The 17,383-nt window shown below is 72.5% G+C and carries 13 protein-coding genes; 3 read left to right on the forward strand and 10 right to left on the reverse strand.

Features of this window, described 5'->3' with window-relative positions; translation table 11 throughout:
* The first annotated feature begins 45 nt into the window (after positions 1–45).
* Positions 46–1,812, forward strand: a complete 1,767-nt coding sequence (locus ABZV77_RS32340; protein ID WP_356264621.1) for a hypothetical protein — start codon at positions 46–48, stop codon at positions 1,810–1,812.
* A 25-nt stretch (positions 1,813–1,837) separates the two neighbouring features.
* On the opposite strand, the gene ABZV77_RS32345 is transcribed toward ABZV77_RS32340, so the two are convergent.
* From ABZV77_RS32345 to ABZV77_RS32360, 4 genes are all read right to left on the reverse strand, one after another.
* A complete protein-coding gene (locus ABZV77_RS32345) occupies positions 1,838–3,433 on the reverse strand; it encodes a von Willebrand factor type A domain-containing protein (RefSeq protein WP_356265170.1) in 1,596 nt (531 codons plus the stop codon).
* A 209-nt stretch (positions 3,434–3,642) separates the two neighbouring features.
* Positions 3,643–4,563, reverse strand: a complete 921-nt coding sequence (locus tag ABZV77_RS32350) for an ABC transporter permease (protein WP_356264623.1) — start codon at positions 4,561–4,563, stop codon at positions 3,643–3,645.
* Positions 4,560–7,223, reverse strand: coding sequence for an alpha/beta fold hydrolase (locus ABZV77_RS32355; RefSeq protein WP_356264626.1), 2,664 nt, complete (start codon positions 7,221–7,223; stop codon positions 4,560–4,562). Before ABZV77_RS32355 ends, ABZV77_RS32350 begins: the two co-directional genes overlap by 4 nt.
* 154 nt (positions 7,224–7,377) lie before the next feature.
* The gene (locus tag ABZV77_RS32360) at positions 7,378–7,770 is read right to left on the reverse strand and encodes a hypothetical protein (RefSeq protein WP_356264629.1); all 393 of its coding nucleotides are present in this window, start codon (positions 7,768–7,770) and stop codon (positions 7,378–7,380) included.
* 186 nt (positions 7,771–7,956) lie between these two features.
* On the opposite strand from ABZV77_RS32360, the gene ABZV77_RS32365 reads away from it, so the two are divergent.
* Both ABZV77_RS32365 and ABZV77_RS32370 read left to right on the forward strand, forming a co-directional pair.
* Positions 7,957–9,216 (forward strand): histidine kinase, encoded by a 1,260-nt coding sequence (locus ABZV77_RS32365; RefSeq protein ID WP_356264632.1) that lies wholly within the window; start codon positions 7,957–7,959, stop codon positions 9,214–9,216.
* Positions 9,201–9,854, forward strand: coding sequence for a response regulator transcription factor (locus ABZV77_RS32370; RefSeq protein WP_356264635.1), 654 nt, complete (start codon positions 9,201–9,203; stop codon positions 9,852–9,854). The genes ABZV77_RS32365 and ABZV77_RS32370 overlap by 16 nt, the downstream gene beginning before the upstream one ends.
* A gap of 7 nt (positions 9,855–9,861) precedes the next feature.
* On the opposite strand, the gene ABZV77_RS32375 is transcribed toward ABZV77_RS32370, so the two are convergent.
* From ABZV77_RS32375 to ABZV77_RS32400, 6 genes are all read right to left on the reverse strand, one after another.
* A complete protein-coding gene (locus tag ABZV77_RS32375) occupies positions 9,862–11,295 on the reverse strand; it encodes an APC family permease (protein WP_356264638.1) in 1,434 nt (477 codons plus the stop codon).
* A gap of 405 nt (positions 11,296–11,700) precedes the next feature.
* Positions 11,701–12,045, reverse strand: coding sequence for a 5-carboxymethyl-2-hydroxymuconate delta isomerase (locus ABZV77_RS32380; protein WP_356265173.1), 345 nt, complete (start codon positions 12,043–12,045; stop codon positions 11,701–11,703).
* 133 nt (positions 12,046–12,178) lie between these two features.
* The gene (gene mmsA, locus ABZV77_RS32385) at positions 12,179–13,681 is read right to left on the reverse strand and encodes a CoA-acylating methylmalonate-semialdehyde dehydrogenase (protein ID WP_356264641.1); all 1,503 of its coding nucleotides are present in this window, start codon (positions 13,679–13,681) and stop codon (positions 12,179–12,181) included.
* A gap of 17 nt (positions 13,682–13,698) precedes the next feature.
* Positions 13,699–15,567 (reverse strand): 3D-(3,5/4)-trihydroxycyclohexane-1,2-dione acylhydrolase (decyclizing), encoded by a 1,869-nt coding sequence (gene iolD / locus ABZV77_RS32390; RefSeq protein WP_356264644.1) that lies wholly within the window; start codon positions 15,565–15,567, stop codon positions 13,699–13,701.
* Positions 15,564–16,376, reverse strand: a complete 813-nt coding sequence (gene iolB / locus ABZV77_RS32395) for a 5-deoxy-glucuronate isomerase (RefSeq protein WP_356264647.1) — start codon at positions 16,374–16,376, stop codon at positions 15,564–15,566. Before iolB ends, iolD begins: the two co-directional genes overlap by 4 nt.
* Positions 16,377–16,405: 29 nt before the next feature.
* Positions 16,406–17,293, reverse strand: a complete 888-nt coding sequence (locus ABZV77_RS32400) for a deoxyribose-phosphate aldolase (RefSeq protein ID WP_356264650.1) — start codon at positions 17,291–17,293, stop codon at positions 16,406–16,408.
* Positions 17,294–17,383: the final 90 nt, after the last annotated feature.

A 17,383-nucleotide genomic window follows, 5' to 3' on the forward strand; every position in this document is an offset into this window, starting at 1 on the left:
TCGCCGTCGCTCAAGCAGTCATTGACCTGCGCCGATGTAGCGGTCATGACGACGTCTGCGTACACCTCCGTCCGTGGCCCCGAAACCGTCGCCGAGCCCTCCCCCGGAGCGCTCGGCCGATGGCGGGCCCACATCCGGCTCGGGGTCTGTCTGCTGCCCGCGCTCGTCATCGGCATCGCCGGATTCCAGCGGCGGTGGATGTCGGACGACGGGCACATCTACGTCCGTACGGTCCGGCAGGTCCTTGCGGGCAACGGACCCGTCTTCAACGCGGGCGAACGCGCCGAATCGTCCACCGGCACCCTGTGGCAGTGGCTGCTCGTGGCGGGCGGGGCGCTGGGGGCCGATGTGGCGACCCTGGCGATGTACGGGGGGCTGCTGCTGACCGTCGCCGGGTTCGCGCTCGCCGGGATCGGGGCGCTGCGGCTGCGGTCTCAGCCCCAATCCCAGTCCCAGTCTCAGGGAGGCCACCGGGGCAGGGTTCTCGTGCCGTGTGGGGCGCTGGTCCTGCTCGCGCTGCCGCCCGTCTGGGACTTCGCCACCTCCGGTCTGGAGACGGGGCTCGCCACCTGCTGGATCGCGGGCGCCTGGCTCGCGCTCGTCGCGCGCCCCCGGTCGCTCGTGACCTGCGCCGTCCTGGGGCTCGGGCCCCTCGTGCGGCCCGATCTGGCGCTGGTGTCGGTGGTCTTCCTGGCCGCGCAGTGGGTGACGGTACGGCCCTCGTGGCGCGGGGCGCTCGCCGGGGCGGGGGTCGCCGGGGCGCTGCCCGTCGCGTACGAGATCTTCCGCATGGGCTATTACGGGCATCTGATGCCGCTGCCCGGCGTCACCAAGGAGGCCTCGCGGAGCCTGTGGGGGCGGGGCCTCGACTATCTCTGGGACTTCGCGGGGCCGTACGCGCTGTGGGTGCCGGTGGTGGCGATGGCGGGGGTCGGCACGGCGGTGTTGTCCGCGGGGCGGCCCTGGGGGCGGCCGGTACGGCACGTACGCACCTCAGTGACCGCTCCTGTCGTCGCGCCCCTCCTCGCAGGAGCCCTGTGCTGGATCTACGTCATCAAGGTCGGCGGCGACTTCATGCACGGGCGGATGTTCCTGCCGGGGCTGCTGCTGATGTTGCTGCCGGTCTTCCTCGTGCCCCTCACGCGCGCGTGGGGCGTCGCCGCCGTGGTGATCGGCGTGTGGGCCGTGGCGTGCGCGGGGGCGCTGAGGGTGCCGTACGAAGGGCGGATCGGCGCGGGCGGGATCGCCGACGAGCGGGGCGTTTACGTACGTCAGAACGCCTCCCCCCACCCCCTCCACCACGACTTCGCGGGCCTGCCGTCGAACAAGGCGTACGCCGACCTCGTACGCGACAGGGCGCGGGGCGGCGCCCCCACGCTGCTCCTCGCCCGGACACCCGTGGCGGGCCGCGAGCCGGGGGTGACGGGGATCTACAACACGCTCGGCTTCAGCGGGGCCGTCGTCCCGCTCTCCGGTGCCGCGCTCGACCCCATCGGGCTCGCCTACCCGCTGGCGGCCCACTCCGAAGGCATCGTCAACGGCCGCGTGGGGCACGACAAGCGGCTGCCCGACGAGTGGATCGTCGCCGAACGCGGCGCCGCCGACGTACCCGATGGCCTGGACCCCGCCCGGGTCGAGGCCGCCCGCCGAGCCCTGCGCTGCGGCCCGCTCGCGGAGCTGCGGACGGCCACCCGCGCGCCCCTGACCGTCGGGCGTTTCTGGCACAACCTGACGGGGTCCGTGGAGCGCACGTCCTTCCGCTTCCCGAACGATCCGGTGCGGGCGGAGCGGGAGTTGTGCGGCGGGGAGTGACCGCCCCCCACCGGATGACCGCTGCCTAGTAGCGCACCTCGCCCCGAGGCGACGGCGTCCCCGTCGGAGTGTGCGGCGCGTCCCCGGACAGCCGCGCCGCGTCGTCGATGGACGACGTCAGGTCGCGGATCTGCTTCGTGCGGGTCGGCAGCGCGTGGGCCCGCTCGGAGAGTTCTTCGAGGGAGGGCCTGGCGGGGACGGGGGCGGGGAGGTCACGGTCCGTGGAGCCGGGCGGGGCGGCCGCGCGCAGGCCGTCCGCGAAGTAGGCGGCGACCGCGGTGACCTGGAGGCCTTCGTCCGCCTCCCGGAGCGAACCGTCCAGGTCCGCCGTCTCGATGCGGCCCGACTCCTCGTGCGGCGCGCGGCTCTCCGGGTCGAGCCAGCGCACGCTCGCCGTGGCCAGATGGCCGCCCGCGCCCGGCTTGGCCCGCACCGCGTACAGCGCCGTCACCGTGTGGCCGGGGCCGATCTCCCCGCCGTCCACGGAGTCGTTGCGGAAGTCGTCGTCGGCGACCGCGCGGTTGTCGTATCCGATGAGCCGGAACTGTTCGACCGTCTCCGGGTCGAAGGAGACCTGCGCCTTCGCGTCGCGGGCCCGCAGCTCGATGTGGGCGGGGAGCTGCTCGCAGAAGACCTCGCGCGCGTCCTCCTCGTTCGACACGTACGTGGTGTGGCCGTCGCCCTTGTCGGCGAGCCGCTCCATCAGGGCGTCGCCGTAGTCGCTGCCGACCCCGACGCCGAAGAGGGTGATGCCGTGCTCGCGACGGGCGTCGGAGATGCGGTCCAGGATGCCGTCCGCGCTGGTCTCCCCCGTGTTGGCGAGGGCGTCGGAGAGCAGGACGACACGGTTGGTGGCGCCCTCCTTCCGGCCGCGCACCGCGGTGTCGTAGCCGGTGGTGATGCCCGCTTCGAGGTTGGTGGACTGGATGGGCTCCAGGCCCTCGATCGCCCGGTGCACACGGGTGCGGCCGTCCCCGGTGTCCCCGAGGCGCGTCATCGGCAGCACCGTCTTCGCCGTGTCGCTGAAGGTGACCAGCGCGATCGAGTCGTCGGCGCGCAGCCGGTCGGTCATCAGGCCGAGCGACTGCTTCACGAGGTCGAGGCGGCCCGGCTCCGCCATGGATCCTGATACGTCGATGACGAAGGTGAGGGCGGCGGGCGGACGTTCGGATCCGGCCGGTTCGGCGCGGGTGGCGAGCCCGACCCGGACCAGCGACCAGCCGTCGTCGTCCGTGCGGGCGCCGTCCACGCTCACCGAGAAGCCGTCGCCGTCGGGCCGCGGGTAGCTCTGGCGGAAGCTGTTGACGAATTCCTCGGGGCGGACCGTCGACGGGTCGGGCAGGCGGCCCTCGGCGAGGGTGCGGCGCGCGAAGCCGTACGAGGCGGTGTCGACGTCCAGGGCGAAGGTGGAGAGGTAGTCGGGCGCGAACTCCTTCCGGTCGCCGTCCCGTTGCTCATCGGGGGCCGCGCTGCCGCCGCCGTCCGGCCGGGCGGGCGCGGGCGCGGGCAGCGGCGCGCTGTCACGCCTTCCGCCGTCGTCGCTGGTGGCTCGGTCGACGTCGCTCCCGCCGCCTGAGCACGCGGTGAGCGCAAGACCTCCCGCCACGGCCATGGCGAGCATTCCCCGCCGCACCTGCCGGGCCCGCCCGGCCTTCCCGTCCCGCCCGCGCCGCCCGGTCTGCCACGTCCGCATCCGGTCCCCCTCGTGTCGTCGGCTCACATGACTGTGACGTCGAAGGGCCTGCGAACGATCGCTCGGAAGCGTTGCGGAAGGGTCTCGATGCGGCTACGGGTCCCGCCTCACCCCCAAAACGACACGGGACACCACATCTACGACACGACGTCCTTCCGCGCGAACCCCCGGAACGCCAGGGCAAACAGCACCAGCGCGTACGACACCGAGACCGCCGAGCCCTGGATCATGCCGCCCCACTCCGGCTGCGGCTGGATCGCGTCGGCCCAGGCGAACTGCCAGTGCGCGGGCAGGAAGTCCCGCCAGCCGCCGAGCGCGGTCACCGCGTCCAGGACGTTCCCGACGATCGTCAGGCCGACCGCGCCGCCGACCGCGCCGAGCGGGGCGTCCGTCTTCGTCGAGAGCCAGAACGCGAGGCCCGCGGTGACCAGTTGGGACACGAAGATGTACGCGACGACGACGAGCAGCCGCCGGGCCGCCGTCCCCGCGGGGAGCGTGCCGCCGGTCGGGATCTCCAGTGGCCCCCAGCCGTACGCCACCGCGCCGACCGCCAGGGCGACGAGCGGCAGCAGCACCATGGCGGCGGCGCTCATGCCGAGCGCGACGGCCATCTTGGACCAGAGCAGCCGGGCCCGCGGCACGGGCGCGGCAAGCAGATAGCGCAGGGACGACCAGCTCGCCTCGGAGGCGACGGTGTCCCCGCAGAACAGCGCGACGGGGATGACCAGCAGGAACCCCGCCGACACGAACAGGCAGGTCGCGGCGAAGTTCGTGGCCGATCCCGTGGCCGTGTCCATCAGCGTCACGTCGCCGTTGCGGGAGCCGGGCGAGCCGCCCGCGACGGCGAACGCGATGACGAGCACGATCGGCAGGAGCGCCATGATGCCGCCCATCACGAGCGTGCGGCGACGCTTCAGCTGGCGGACCGCCTCGACCCGCAGGGGCAGGGTCCGCCGGGCGCGGTAGCCGGGCGCGGTCGGGCGCTCCAGAGTGGGAGCACCGGAGCCGCTGGGAGCACCGGGGCCGCTGGGAGCGCCGGGAGCACTGGGTGCGCTCATGCGGTGGCGCCTCCGATCAGGGTGAGGAACGCGTCTTCGAGGCGGCGGTGCGGCCCCATGGACTCCACCGGCACGTCGAGGCGCACCAGTTCGGGCAGCAGGCGTACGGCGCTCGCGTGCTCCGTGCCGTCGAGCCGCACCAGGAGGCCGTCGTCCGCGCGGACCGCCGACGCGACGCCGGGCAGCGCGGCGACCTTGTCCACCAGCGGGTCCGGGATGTCGGTCGCGAGGCCCACCAGGAGCGTGTCCCCGGAGCCGACGATCTCGGCGACCGGGCCCGCCTGGACGAGCCTGCCGCGGTCCATGACGACCAGGTGCGTGCAGGACTGCTCGACCTCGGCGAGGAGGTGGCTGGAGACGATGACCGTGCGTCCGCCGCGCGCGTACCGGATCATGACCTCGCGCATCTCGCGGATCTGGGGCGGGTCGAGGCCGTTGGTCGGTTCGTCGAGGATCAGCAGGTCCGGCAGGCCGAGCATGGCCTGGGCGATGGCGAGGCGCTGCCGCATGCCCTGGGAGTACGTCCGCACGGCGCGGGCCAGCGCGTCGCCGAGCCCCGCGATCTCCAGTGCCTCGTCCAGGTGGGCGTCATCGGCGGGGCGGCCCGTCGCCTTCCAGTACAGCTCCAGGTTCTCGCGGCCCGAGAGGTGCGGCAGGAATCCGGCGCCCTCGACGAACGCGCCGACCCGGGAGAGGACGGGTGCCCCGGGCCTGATGGCCTGCCCGAAGACGCGGATCTCGCCCGCGTCGGGGCGGATGAGACCCATGAGCATGCGCAGCGTCGTCGTCTTGCCCGCGCCGTTCGGCCCCAGGAGGCCGAGGACCTGGCCCTTCTCGACGGTGAAGGAGACGTCACGGACTGCGTACCGGTCGCTGGACTTGGCGTAGCGCTTGCTCAAGTCGGTGATGTGGAGCGGAACTTCGGCCAGCTCGGGGTCGGGGGCGGGTGCGGTGGTGCGCCTGCGGGCGGTGACGAGCAGGCCGAGGGCGAGCACGGCCGCGGCGGCGGGCAGCCACCACACCCAGGCGGGCAGCGGCGCCGCCGCGGTCTCCACGCCGGGTGCGGTCGGCACCTTCAAGTCGCCCTTCAGGGAGACGGTGTACTTGGCGGGCCGGTCCGGCGACGCGTATCCGAGGTCGGTCGAGGAGAGGGCGAGGCGCAGGCGGTGGCCCTTCTGCACCTTGTGGTCGACGGCGGGCAGCCGCAGCTCGACGTCCTTGCCCTGCTTCGCGCCGGTCACGCGGACGGGCGAGACGAGCTGCGAGGGCAGTACCTGCTGCTTGCCGTCGGGCCCTACGTCGTACACCTTCGCGAACAGCACCGCGTCGTCGCCGGAGGACTTCACATGGGCGCGGACGGTGGGCGTTCCGGTGATCCGCAGGTCGTCGCGGACCGGCTCGGACTCGAACTTGGCGAACTGGCCAGGGAAGTCCACGGAGATGCCGACGCCGAGCGAGGCGAACTGGGAGAGGCGGCCGCCGCCGACGCCGGGGAGCCCGGAGATGGCGGGCGGGCTCGCGCCCGCCGGGTTGTCGAAGGTCTGCTCGCGGCCGCTCAGCGGCACCGCGCGCGTGCCGCTCGTCAGGCCCGGGTAGGCGTCGGCGCTGGCGCCGCGCTTGCGGGCCGCGCCGTCGGTGGAGTCGATGCCGCCGGTGCGGGTGACGCGGAACGCCGGGCCCGTCGGGACGCCCCTGTCTTCCTTGAGGTAGTGGTCGAACCACGCGTTGACGCGGCCCTCGACGCGGCCCTGCTCGCGGTCGCCGCCGTCGTGGCCGCCCGCGATCCAGTCGACGGAGACGGGCGCGCCGTTCGCACGAACCGCCTTGGCGATGGCGTCGCCCTGGCCGAGCGGGAAGAGCGAGTCGGTCTGCCCCTGGGCGAGGAACGTCGGCACCTTGATGCGGTCGCCGACGGCGGCGGGGCTGCGCCCGGCGAGCAGCTTGCGCGCCTCGGCGTCCGGCTTGCCCGCCTCCGCGACCCGCTCGTACATGGCGCACAGCCGCTTCTCGAACTGCTCGCAGCCGCCACCGGTGTTGATGAAGAGACCGGCCCACAGCTTCTTGAAGACGCCGTCGGGGAACAGCGCGTCCGCGAGGTTCCAGTACGTGATCTGCGGGGCGATCGCGTCCACCCGCCCGTCGTACCCGGCGGCGAGCAGGGAGACCGCTCCCGCGTACGAGGCGCCGGTCATGCCGACGCGCGGGTCGCCGTCCTTGTCGAGCATCACCTCCGGGCGGGTCGCCAGCCAGTCGATCAGCTTGGAGACGTCGGCGACCTCGCCCTTGGGGTCGTTGAGCCCGATCTTGCCGGTGGACTTCCCGAAGCCGCGCGCGGACCAGGTCAGGACCGCGTACCCGTCCTCGGCCAGGTTCTCGGCCTGCTTGCGCACGTCCGCCTTGCTACCGCCGAAGCCGTGCCCGATGAGGACGGCGGGACGCACGGTGTCCGGGTCACCGGCCGTGAAGTACGAGGTGTCGATCCGGGCGCCGCCCGTGTCGACCATGCGGTCCGTCCGCCGCACGGCGGGCCCGTCGTCCTCCGAGGCGACCGCCGACCACGTGCCCACCCCGGCGAGCACCGCGACGGCGGCCGCGGCGGCGATCAGCCTGCGCGGACCGCGTGGCACGGGGAACCTGGGCCTGGGCAGTCGTAGATCCATGTCGTCAAAGGTACGGGCGCCGACCGACAACCGGGGCAGCCGCCGGTCTGAACCCGGATGCCTCCCCGGGGAGTAGCCCCGCGCCCCGCGTACGACGACCGCGGTACGCAGTCTTCGACGGCCCCGCCCGCCCCGAGGCGGCGGTTCGCCTCGGTCAGCTGGGATCTGGACGCGGGGCCGGGCTCCGGGTGAGGAACGCGACCCGGATGACGGGGAGCATGCAGACGGTCTGCGTCACCGTGTACCAGGGCGGGCAGACACCCGGGATCAGGTCGACGGCGATGATGGCGACCGGCATGACGACGGCGAGGGTGCGCAGCCGCTCGAAGGCCCGGCGGGAGCCGCGGGAGGCGGCGACGGCCATCCGGTGCAACAGCACGGCGACGACGGGCAGCAGGACCGCCCGGACCCACATAAACGTGTTGACCTGCTGTCCCGCGCCCGCCACCGCGACGACCGCCACGAGGGCGACGGCGCTGAGTGCGACGTAGACCTTCATGCTGTTCTCGGCCCTGGCAAGGGCTTCTCGGGTTTCCTGGGTTTCCATGCCGTCGACGCTATGGAGGGCCCGTCCGGGCCGGTATGCGTCTGGACGTACGCAGGGGTGGGGCCAGACCCACTCCCCCCGTGGATCGGGGCGGCGGTGGGCTTCGGCCGGTGCAGAGTGGAACCTCGAAAGGCCGGAAGGCCAGAAGGTCAGCAGGTCGGCAGGTCGGAAGGCGAGGGAAGAAGCATGCGGCAGCTGGGTTCGTGGCTGGGGCGGGTCGGCACGGGGTTCGTGCGGGCGTGCGTGGTGGCGGTCGTCGCCCTGCTGGTGCCTGCCGTGTGGGCCGCCGCCGTGGCGCTGGGGATCCTGTGGGGTCCCGGCAACCCGTGGTCGTGGCTCGCGCCGGTCGTGCTGGTCTGCGTGGGCACGCTCGCGCTGGCCCGGCCCGTGTGCCGGACGGTGCGCACGCTCGTCGCCCGGTGGACGGGCACCGTGATCCCCGACGGGTACCGGCGGGCCGGTCCTGTGACGCGGATGTCCACCGGGTACTGGTGGAACGGCTTCGGCTACGAGCGCACCAGCCGCGACGCCCTCCTCGACCAGAAGTGGCGGGTGCGGTGGGGCGATCCCGCCAACTGGCGCGACCTGCGGTTCACGGCGGTCGTGCCGTGCACGGCGGGCCTGGTCGCCTGTCTGCCGCCGGTGGGGGCGGCCGCGGCGGCCGTCGGACTCCTCCGGGCGGGGTCCGCCGCGTACCTGGTCGGGGCGCTCGGCGCGGTGGTGGCGGTCGCCGGGGCGCCGTACGCCTGGCGGCCCCTGGTGCCCGTGGCGGTACGTTTCCTGCGCCCGTCGCCCGCGATGGCGCTGGCCGACCGGGTGGACGAGCTGACCGCCCAGCGCGCGGACTCGACGGTCGCGCAGGCCTCCGAGATCCGCCGCATCGAGCGCGATCTGCACGACGGGGCCCAGGCCCGCCTGGTGGGTCTCGGCCTCTCCCTTGCCACCGCGGAGAAGCTGCTGGCGTCCGACCCCGAGCAGGCCAGGGCGCTGATGCGGGAGGCGCGGGCCGGCGCGGCCGCCTCGCTTGCCGAACTCCGCGAGCTGGTCCAGGGGATCAGCCCGCCGGTGCTCACCGAGCGGGGGCTCGTGGAGGCCGTCCGCGCGCTCGCCCTGGACGTTCCGCTCGATGTGCGGGTCGGCGCCGACGACGGGCTGCGCCTGGACCGGCCGGTCGAGGCGGCCCTCTACTTCGGCGTCTCCGAGCTGCTCACCAACGCGGTCCGGCACGCCCACGCAACCCGGGCGCACGTCTCGCTCCGTCACGACGGCGTCGGCATCGTCGTCGAGGTGGCGGACGACGGCCGGGGCGGGGCGGACGCGCGGGAGGGCGGCGGGCTCGCGGGCCTGCGCCGCAGGCTTGCGGTCTTCGACGGCACGGTGGAGATCACGAGCCCGGTGGGCGGCCCGACGCATGTGAGGATGGCGGTGCCATGCGAATCGTTGTAGCCGAAGACCTCTACCTGCTGCGGGACGGGATGGTCCGCCTGATCGAGGCGTGCGGGCACGAGGTGGTGGCGACCGCCGCCACCGGACCCGAGACGCTCGACGCGCTGCGGAAGTGGCGTCCCGACGTGGCCGTCATCGATGTCCGCATGCCGCCGACCCAGTCCGACGAGGGGCTGCGTGCGGCCCTCGCCGCCCGCCGCGAGATGCCCCGCCTGCCGGTCCTCGTGCTCTCCCAGCACGTCGAGCAGTTGTACGCCCGTGAGCTCCTGGCCGACGGCTCGGGCGCCGTCGGCTATCTCCTCAAGGAGAGCGTGTTCGACGCCGATCAGTTCATCGGTGCCCTGGAGCGCGTCGCGGGCGGCGGGACCGCCATGGATCCGGCCGTCATCGCGAAGCTGCTGTCCGCCGGATCCCCGGGGCGGGGCCTCGAGCGGCTGACCGAGCGGGAGCGGTCCGTGCTGGGCCTCATGGCCGAGGGGCTGTCCAACCAGGCGATCGGGCGGCGCCTGTTCCTCAGCGAGAGCGCCATCAGCAAGTACACGACGTCCATGTTCGGCAGGCTCGGCATCAGCGATGACGACGACAGCAACCGCCGTGTCCTGGCCGTGCTCGCCTACTTGAACGCGCCGTCGTTCTGAGCGGCTCTCAGGAATCCTCCGGAACGCTCACCAGCCACCGCGTCTCGCGCCGCGGCCGCAGGTACAGCGCCCAGTACAGGGTCGCCACGGCCACGATGCCGCCGGTCCAGCCGAGGTAGGGCAGTTCCTGCTGGCTAAGGATGTAGGCGAGCACCGCGATCAGCACCACGGGCACCGCGGGCCACAGCGGCATCCGCCAGGCCGCCCCGGTGCCGTGGGAGCCCTTGCGGGCCAGCAGGGCGGCGACCGCCACAAGCAGGTACATGCCGGTCACGGAGACGCCGGTGACGCCGTACAGCGTGTCCAGGTTGACGAAGCACAGGAGCGCGCCGGGGACGCCCACCAGCAGCGTGGCCACCCAGGGGGCGCCGGACGCGCCGAGCTTGGACAGGGCGTTGTTGACCGGTGCGGGCCAGGCCTTGTCGCGGGCGGAGGCGAACAGGACGCGGGAGTTCTGGATGACCATGACGATGCCCGCGTTGATGATCGCGAGGGCCACGCAGAGGCTGACGAACGTGCCGACCGCGGAGCTCGACCAGGCCGTCACCATGGCGCTGATGTCGCCCTGGGTCAGCGCGGTCAGGCTCTCGGCGCCCATGGTGATCGCGACGACCGGCACCAGGATGATCACGGAGGAGATGGCGAGGGTGGCGAGAACGGTGCGTGCGACGTTGCGGCGCGGGTTCTCCATCTCCTCGGAGAGGTAGACCGCCGTGGAGAAGCCCTGCGTGACGAAGAGGGCGATGGCGAGGCCGGAGACGATCAGCATCGCTGTCACGCTGTCGACGCCACCGGACCCCGAGCCGGACCCGGACGCCACCGTCAGGTCGACCAGGCTGCCCGGGCCCCGCTCGGCGTGCGCGAAGCCGAGGACGGCCACGACGCCCGCCGCCACGACCTCAAGGACCAGGAAGATGCCGGTGATCCACGCGTTGGCGCGCAGGTCGAGCAGTCCGGCGAGGGTGGCGCAGATCATCACGCCCGCGCCCGCGTAGGACGGGTCGAGGTGCATGACCGGCGCCAGATAGTCGGCCGTGCCCATGGCGATCACGGGCGGCACGATCATCACGACCAGCAGGGACAGGACGAAGACCAGCCAGCCCGCCAGGCGGCCCGCCATCGTCGAGACCATCGCGTACTCGCCGCCGGCGCTGGGGATGAGCGTGCCGAGCTCCGAGTAGCAGAACGCGACGCCCACGCAGAGCAGCGAGCCGATCGCGATGGTGAGCGCGGTGGCGGTGCCGAGGGAGGAGAAGAGGTCGGGGACGACGACGAAGAGGGTGGAGGCGGGCGTCACGCACGAGAGCGTGAGCAGGGTGCCGCCGACGACGCCGATGGAACGCTTGAGCTTCTTGTGGTCGCCCGGGACGGCCGTCGCCGAGGGCGCATCGGAAGGCGCCTCGGTGGTGGCGGACTGGAGCGGGCGAAGCGTATCGGTCATGAAGCGCGGTCCGATCGACTCGTACGGCAGGAGGTGCGGCGGGAGCGCTATCGCCTCCGAAGGCAGTTGAGCTGCGTATTTCTGTGGCTCCCGGCGCGTCATCGAACCCCGGCGGCATCCGGAACGTCAACGGTCATTTGCCTACGGAATCCGCAGCCCCGCCGCACCCCAAGTCGCCTCGCTTTCCCAAGAGTTTGCCCACAGGGACCGCAATGAACATGCCGCTGCCGGATATGACCTTGATATTGCAGGCAGATGAACAAGGAAGGCTTAGCTGCCCGAATTGCACCCTGTGCACGGGAACCGCAAGGACGGCGTCAAAAAAGAATCAGGACCGTCCGGAGTTCGGACGGTCCTGCTCCACGCTCGGTCACGAGCGCACTGCGCTCAGTGCGTCGGATCCGCTCAGTGCGTCGGGTCGAGTCGGTACGAAGGGTCGAGGTCGCGGATCTCCACCGAGCACGTCGCGCCCTCGACCCCGGACAGATGCTTGCCGAGCAGCGTCAGCACGTCGTCGGAGAGCGCCGCCTTCACGCCGTGTGTGCGCCCCGCCAGCAGGCCCACGGTGACGTGCACGAAGGCCGCGCCGGGCCTGCCGTCCACGAAGGCCGCCGCGGGGCGGCAGAACGTCTTGCCGACCCCGACCGAGTCCACCCGCTCCACGACCAGGGGATGCAGCTCCGCCACGAGGGCGGGCAGATCCAGGACGCCGGACAGGGTGTCGGCGTAGTCGATGTCGATGTGCGGCATACTCACGGCCTTTCATGCAGTGCACACACATCGTAGAACGGTGAACCAACGGCGAAGCCCCCGGCCGGGGGGGGAGTAGGCCGGGGGCTTCGGGAGCCGGGGTCGGCTCAGTAATGCGGCTCAGTGATGCGGCTCAGTGGTTGCGCGGGAACCCGAGGTCCACGCCGGACGGCGCGTCCGACGGGTCGGGCCAGCGCGTGGTGACGACCTTGCCGCGCGTGTAGAAGTGCGTGCCGTCGTTGCCGTAGATGTGGTGGTCGCCGAAGAGCGAGTCCTTCCAGCCACCGAAGGAGTGGTAGCCCACCGGCACCGGGATCGGCACGTTCACGCCGACCATGCCCGCCTCGATCTCCAGCTGGAAGCGGCGGGCCGCGCCGCCGTCCCTGGTGAAGATCGCGGTGCCGTTGCCGAACGGCGAGGCGTTCATGAGGGCCACGCCCTCCTCGTACGTGTCGACGCGCAGGACGCACAGCACCGGGCCGAAGATCTCGTCCTTGTACGCGTCCGCCGTCACCGGCACCCGGTCGAGCAACGAGAGGCCGATCCAGTGGCCGTCCTCGTAGCCCTCGACGGTGTGGCCCGTGCCGTCCAGGACGACCTCGGCGCCCTGGGCCGCCGCGCCCGTGACGTACGAGGCGACCTTGTCGCGGTGGGCGGCCGTGATGAGCGGGCCCATCTCCGACGTCGGGTCGTTGCCGGGACCGATCTTGATCTTCTCGGCGCGCTCCTTGATCTTGCCCACCAGCTCGTCGGCGACCGCGCCGACCGCGACGACCGCCGAGATCGCCATGCAGCGCTCGCCCGCCGAGCCGTAGGCCGCGGAGACGGCGGCGTCGGCGGCCGCGTCCAGGTCGGCGTCCGGCAGGACCAGCATGTGGTTCTTGGCGCCGCCCAGCGCCTGCACGCGCTTGCCGTTGGCGGAGGCGGTGGTGTGGATGTAGCGGGCGATCGGCGTCGAGCCGACGAAGGAGACGGCCGATACGTCCGGGTGCTCAAGGAGGCGGTCGACGGCGACCTTGTCGCCGTGCACGACGTTGAAGACGCCGTCGGGCAGACCGGCCTCGCTCAGCAGCTCCGCGATCTTCATCGCCGCGGACGGGTCCTTCTCCGACGGCTTGAGCACGAAGGTGTTGCCGCAGGCGATGGCCAGCGGGAACATCCACATCGGCACCATCGCCGGGAAGTTGAACGGCGTGATGCCCGCGACGACGCCGAGCGGCTGGCGGATGGACGACACGTCCACGCGCGAGGCCACCTCCGTCGACAGCTCGCCCTTCAGCTGCACGGTGATGCCGCAGGCCAGGTCGACGATCTCCAGGCCGCGGGCGACCTCGCCGAGCGCGTCCGAGTGCACCTTGCCGTGCTCGGCGACGATCAGCTCGGCGATGGCGTCGCGGTTGGCGTCGAGCAGCGCGCGGAACTTGAAGAGGATCGCGGTGCGCTTGGCGAGCGAGGAGGTGCTCCAGGTCGCGAAGGCCTCGCGGGCCGAGGCGACCGCCGCGTCCACCTCGTCGACCGACGCGAAGGCGACCTGCGTCGTGACGGCACCGGTCGCCGGATCGGTGACCGGGCCGAACGTACCGGACGCGCCATCGACGGACTTTCCACCGATCCAGTGGTTGACGGTCTTCGTCATGACAAGCATCCCTACTCTCACAGGTGGCGGCGTCGGGCAGTGACGTGCCGGTCGTACTCTTCCCTGGCCTTGACCGCGGACACCCGGGTCGCGGTCTCGGCCACGGGCACATCCCACCACGCCTGTGCCGGGGGCGGGCCCGACACTGTGTCTGCCGTTTCCGTCTCCACATAGACACATGTGGGACGGTCTGCGCCGCGCGCATCGCGCAGCGCCTCGCGCAGGTCACGGACGGTCTTGGCGCGCAGCACCCGCATGCCGAGCGAGGCCGCGTTCGCGGCGAGATCGACGGGCAGTGGCCCCTCGGTGTACGACCCGTCGGGCGCCCGGAAGCGGTACGCGGTGCCGAACCGCTCGCCGCCCACGGACTCCGAGAGGCCGCCGATGGAGGCGTACCCGTGGTTCTGCAGGATGACGACCTTGACGGGCAGGTTCTCCTGGACGGCGGTGACGATCTCCGTCGGGTTCATCAGATACGTGCCGTCGCCGACCAGCGCCCACACGGGCCGCTCCGGCGCGGCCAGCGCGACTCCGATGGCGGCCGGGATCTCGTATCCCATGCAGGAGTAGCCGTACTCGACGTGGTACTGCCGCGGTGACCGGGCCCGCCACAGTTTGTGCAGGTCGCCGGGGAGCGAACCGGCGGCGTTGATGAGGACGTCCTCGTCCGTCACCAGCTCGTCGAGGACGCCGAGGACCTGGGTCTGCGTCGGGCGCACATCCGGCTCGTCCGTCGCGAACGCGGCGTCGACGCGCTGCTCCCAGCGCTCCTTGTCGTCCCCGTACTCGACGGCGTAGGCGGGCTCGACGCGGTGGCCGCGCAGCGCCTGCGTGAGCGCTTCGAGCCCGGTGCGCGCGTCGGCGATCAGGGTGGCGCCCGCCATCTTGTGGCCGTCGAAGGGCGCGATGTTGAGGTTGAGGAAGCGGACTCCGGTGGCCTCGAAGAGGGTGCCGGATGCGGTGGTGAAGTCGCTGTAGCGGGTGCCGACGCCGATCACCAGGTCGGCGGTGCGGGCGAGTTCGTCGGCGGTGGCCGTGCCGGTGTGCCCGATGCCCCCGACGTCCGCAGGGTGGTCGTGGCGCAGCGAGCCCTTGCCCGCCTGGGTGGAGGCGACGGGGATGCGCGTCGCGTCCGCGAACTCCCGCAGCGCCTCCTCGGCGGCGCTGTGGTGGACGCCGCCGCCCGCGACGACCAGGGGGCGCCGCGCCTCGCGCACCGCGGCCGCGGCGGCGGCCAGTTCGCGGGGATCGGGGGCGGGCCGCCGCACGGTCCACGTCCGCTCCGCGAAGAACTCCGCGGGCCAGTCGTACGCCTCGGCCTGCACGTCCTGCGGCAGGGCGAGCGTGACCGCGCCGGTCTCCACCGGGTCGGTGAGCACCCGCATCGCGGCGAGCGCGGCGGGGATCAGCGCCTCGGGGCGGGTGACGCGGTCGAAGTACTTCGACACCGGGCGCAGGCAGTCGTTGACGGACACGTCGCCCGCGTAGGGGACTTCGAGCTGCTGGAGGACGGGGTCGGCGGGCCGGGCTGCGAAGGTGTCGCCGGGCAGCAGCAGGACGGGCAGCCGGTTGACGGTGGCGAGTGCGGCTCCGGTGACGAGGTTGGTGGCGCCGGGGCCGATGGAGGTGGTGACGGCGTGGGTGGAGAGGCGGCCGCACTGCCGGGCGTACCCGACGGCGGCGTGCACCATGGCCTGTTCGTTGCGCCCCTGGTGGAAGGGCATCTCGTCGGCGTACTCCACGAGGGCCTGCCCGACCCCGGCCACATTGCCGTGTCCGAAGATGCCCCAGGTCGCGCCGATCAGCCGCTGCCGCGTGCCGTCCCGCTCGGTGTACTGCCGCGCCAGGAAACGGACAAGGGCCTGGGCCGTGGTGAGCCGGGTCATCGGTATCCCTCCGTGTGGTCGGGGTGGAAGCAGATCCGCCACTCCCTCTCCTGACCGGGTCCTGCCATCACATTCAGGTAGTACATCGCGTGCCCGGGCTGCGCGACGGACGGGCCGTGCCAGCCGTCGGGCACCAGCACGGCGTCCCCGGTGCGCACTTCGGCGAGGACGTCGGTGCCGCCCTCCCTGGACGGGAAGACCCGTTGGTACCCGAAGCCGTCGCGGCCGCCCCGCGCCTCGATCTCGAAGTAGTAGATCTCCTCCAGCTCCGCCTCGATGCCCGGACGGTGCTCGTCGTGCTTGTGCGGGGGGTACGAGGACCAGTTGCCGCCGGGCGTGATCACCTCGACGGCGATGAGCCGGTCGCAGTCGAAGGCGTCGGCCGACGCGAAGTTGCGCACCTCGCGGGTGCAGCCGCCGCTGCCGCGGCTCTCGACTGGTACCTCCGGCGCGGAGCCGTAGCGGGCGGGGAGTCGACGCTCGCACTTCGCTCCTGCCAGGGCGAAGCGGCCTCCCGCGCCGGAGGCGATCTGGATCCGGGCGTCACGCGGCACGTAAGCGAAGTCGGAGACTCCGCTGAACACGCTGTCGCGGCCCAGCAGTTCGATGATCCCGTCTGCTGTCTGCACCGTACAGCCGCCGGTCAGCGGGAGCACGATCCATTCACTCTCCCCGGTGGTGAAGGAGTGCTGCCCGCCCGGTTCGATCTCCACGACGCGCAGCTGTGAGTAGCTCCAACCGGCCCGCTTCGGATCGATGGCGAGGGCGTACGGACCGTCGGCCGCACTCCCTTTCGGTACGTACGTCATGTGGGCCTCCCGGGCCTGGTCCGCCTCGCCTACAACAGTCCTACGGCGGTGTCGACCGCCCCCGCCACGTCCCCGTCGGGCGGATACAGCAGCGCCCTGCCCACGACGAGTCCCTGCACGGTGGGCAGTTGCAGGGCGCCGCGCCACTTCTCGTACGCCGCCTCCTGGTCGCCCCCGGTGTCACCGCCGAGGAGCACGGCGGGCAGCGTCGAGGTCTCCATGACGCGGGCCATGTCGTCGGGGTTCTCGGTGACGGGGACCTTCAGCCAGGTGTACGCGGAGGTGCCCGCGAGCCCGGAGGCGATGGCGATGGAGCGGGTGACGGCCTCGGCGCCCAGGTCGTTGCGGGGCGGCCCGGCGCCGTCGCGGGCGGTGAGGAACGGCTCGACGAAGACCGGCAGCCTGCGCTCGGCCATGGCGTCGACGACGCGGGCGGCGGAGTGCAGGGTCCGCAGCGATCCCGGGTCGTCGTAGTCGACGCGCAGCAGCAGCTTGCCCGCGTCGAAGCCGAGCCGTTCGATGTCCTCGGGCCGGTACCCGGTGAACCGGTCGTCCAGCTCGAAGGCGGCGCCCGCGAGCCCGCCGCGGTTCATCGACCCCATGACGACCTTGCCGTCGAGCGCACCGAGGAGGAGCAGGTCGTCGAGGACATCGGCGCTGGCGAGCACCCCGTCGACACCGGGCCGCGACAGCGCGAGACAGAGCCGTTCGAGGAGGTCGCCCCGATTGGCCATGGCGAGCGGCGCCCCACCCACACCGAGGGAGCCACGGGCAGGATGATCAGCGGCAACGATCATGAGCCGCCCGCTCTCCCCGACCAGCTCCTCCCGCCGCACCCGCCGCACGGCGGCTTCGGCAATGGCTTCGGGATGCTGAACACGGGTCCGGGCGAGCGAACCGACATCTACAGAGCTCACGGTTCCAGCCCTTCCGACAACAGCTCCAGGCCCTCCGGCAACCGATCCAGCCCCTCCGGCGATTGAGGAGCGGGGTCCGGGGCAGAGCCC

The sequence above is a fragment of the Streptomyces sp. NPDC004732 genome (assembly GCF_040609235.1).
Classification (GTDB): domain Bacteria; phylum Actinomycetota; class Actinomycetes; order Streptomycetales; family Streptomycetaceae; genus Streptomyces.

Excerpts from the sequence above, each read along its gene's own strand:
- ABZV77_RS32340 (WP_356264621.1), top strand. The coding sequence starts at position 46 with ATGACGACGTCTGCGTACACCTCCGTCCGTGGCCCCGAAACCGTCGCC.
- ABZV77_RS32345 (WP_356265170.1), bottom strand. The coding sequence starts at position 3,433 with ATGCTCGCCATGGCCGTGGCGGGAGGTCTTGCGCTCACCGCGTGCTCA.
- ABZV77_RS32350 (WP_356264623.1), bottom strand. The coding sequence starts at position 4,563 with ATGAGCGCACCCAGTGCTCCCGGCGCTCCCAGCGGCCCCGGTGCTCCC.
- ABZV77_RS32355 (WP_356264626.1), bottom strand. The coding sequence starts at position 7,223 with ATGGATCTACGACTGCCCAGGCCCAGGTTCCCCGTGCCACGCGGTCCG.
- ABZV77_RS32360 (WP_356264629.1), bottom strand. The coding sequence starts at position 7,770 with ATGGAAACCCAGGAAACCCGAGAAGCCCTTGCCAGGGCCGAGAACAGC.
- ABZV77_RS32365 (WP_356264632.1), top strand. The coding sequence starts at position 7,957 with ATGCGGCAGCTGGGTTCGTGGCTGGGGCGGGTCGGCACGGGGTTCGTG.
- ABZV77_RS32370 (WP_356264635.1), top strand. The coding sequence starts at position 9,201 with ATGCGAATCGTTGTAGCCGAAGACCTCTACCTGCTGCGGGACGGGATG.
- ABZV77_RS32375 (WP_356264638.1), bottom strand. The coding sequence starts at position 11,295 with ATGACCGATACGCTTCGCCCGCTCCAGTCCGCCACCACCGAGGCGCCT.
- ABZV77_RS32380 (WP_356265173.1), bottom strand. The coding sequence starts at position 12,045 with ATGCCGCACATCGACATCGACTACGCCGACACCCTGTCCGGCGTCCTG.
- mmsA (WP_356264641.1), bottom strand. The coding sequence starts at position 13,681 with ATGACGAAGACCGTCAACCACTGGATCGGTGGAAAGTCCGTCGATGGC.
- iolD (WP_356264644.1), bottom strand. The coding sequence starts at position 15,567 with ATGACCCGGCTCACCACGGCCCAGGCCCTTGTCCGTTTCCTGGCGCGG.
- iolB (WP_356264647.1), bottom strand. The coding sequence starts at position 16,376 with ATGACGTACGTACCGAAAGGGAGTGCGGCCGACGGTCCGTACGCCCTC.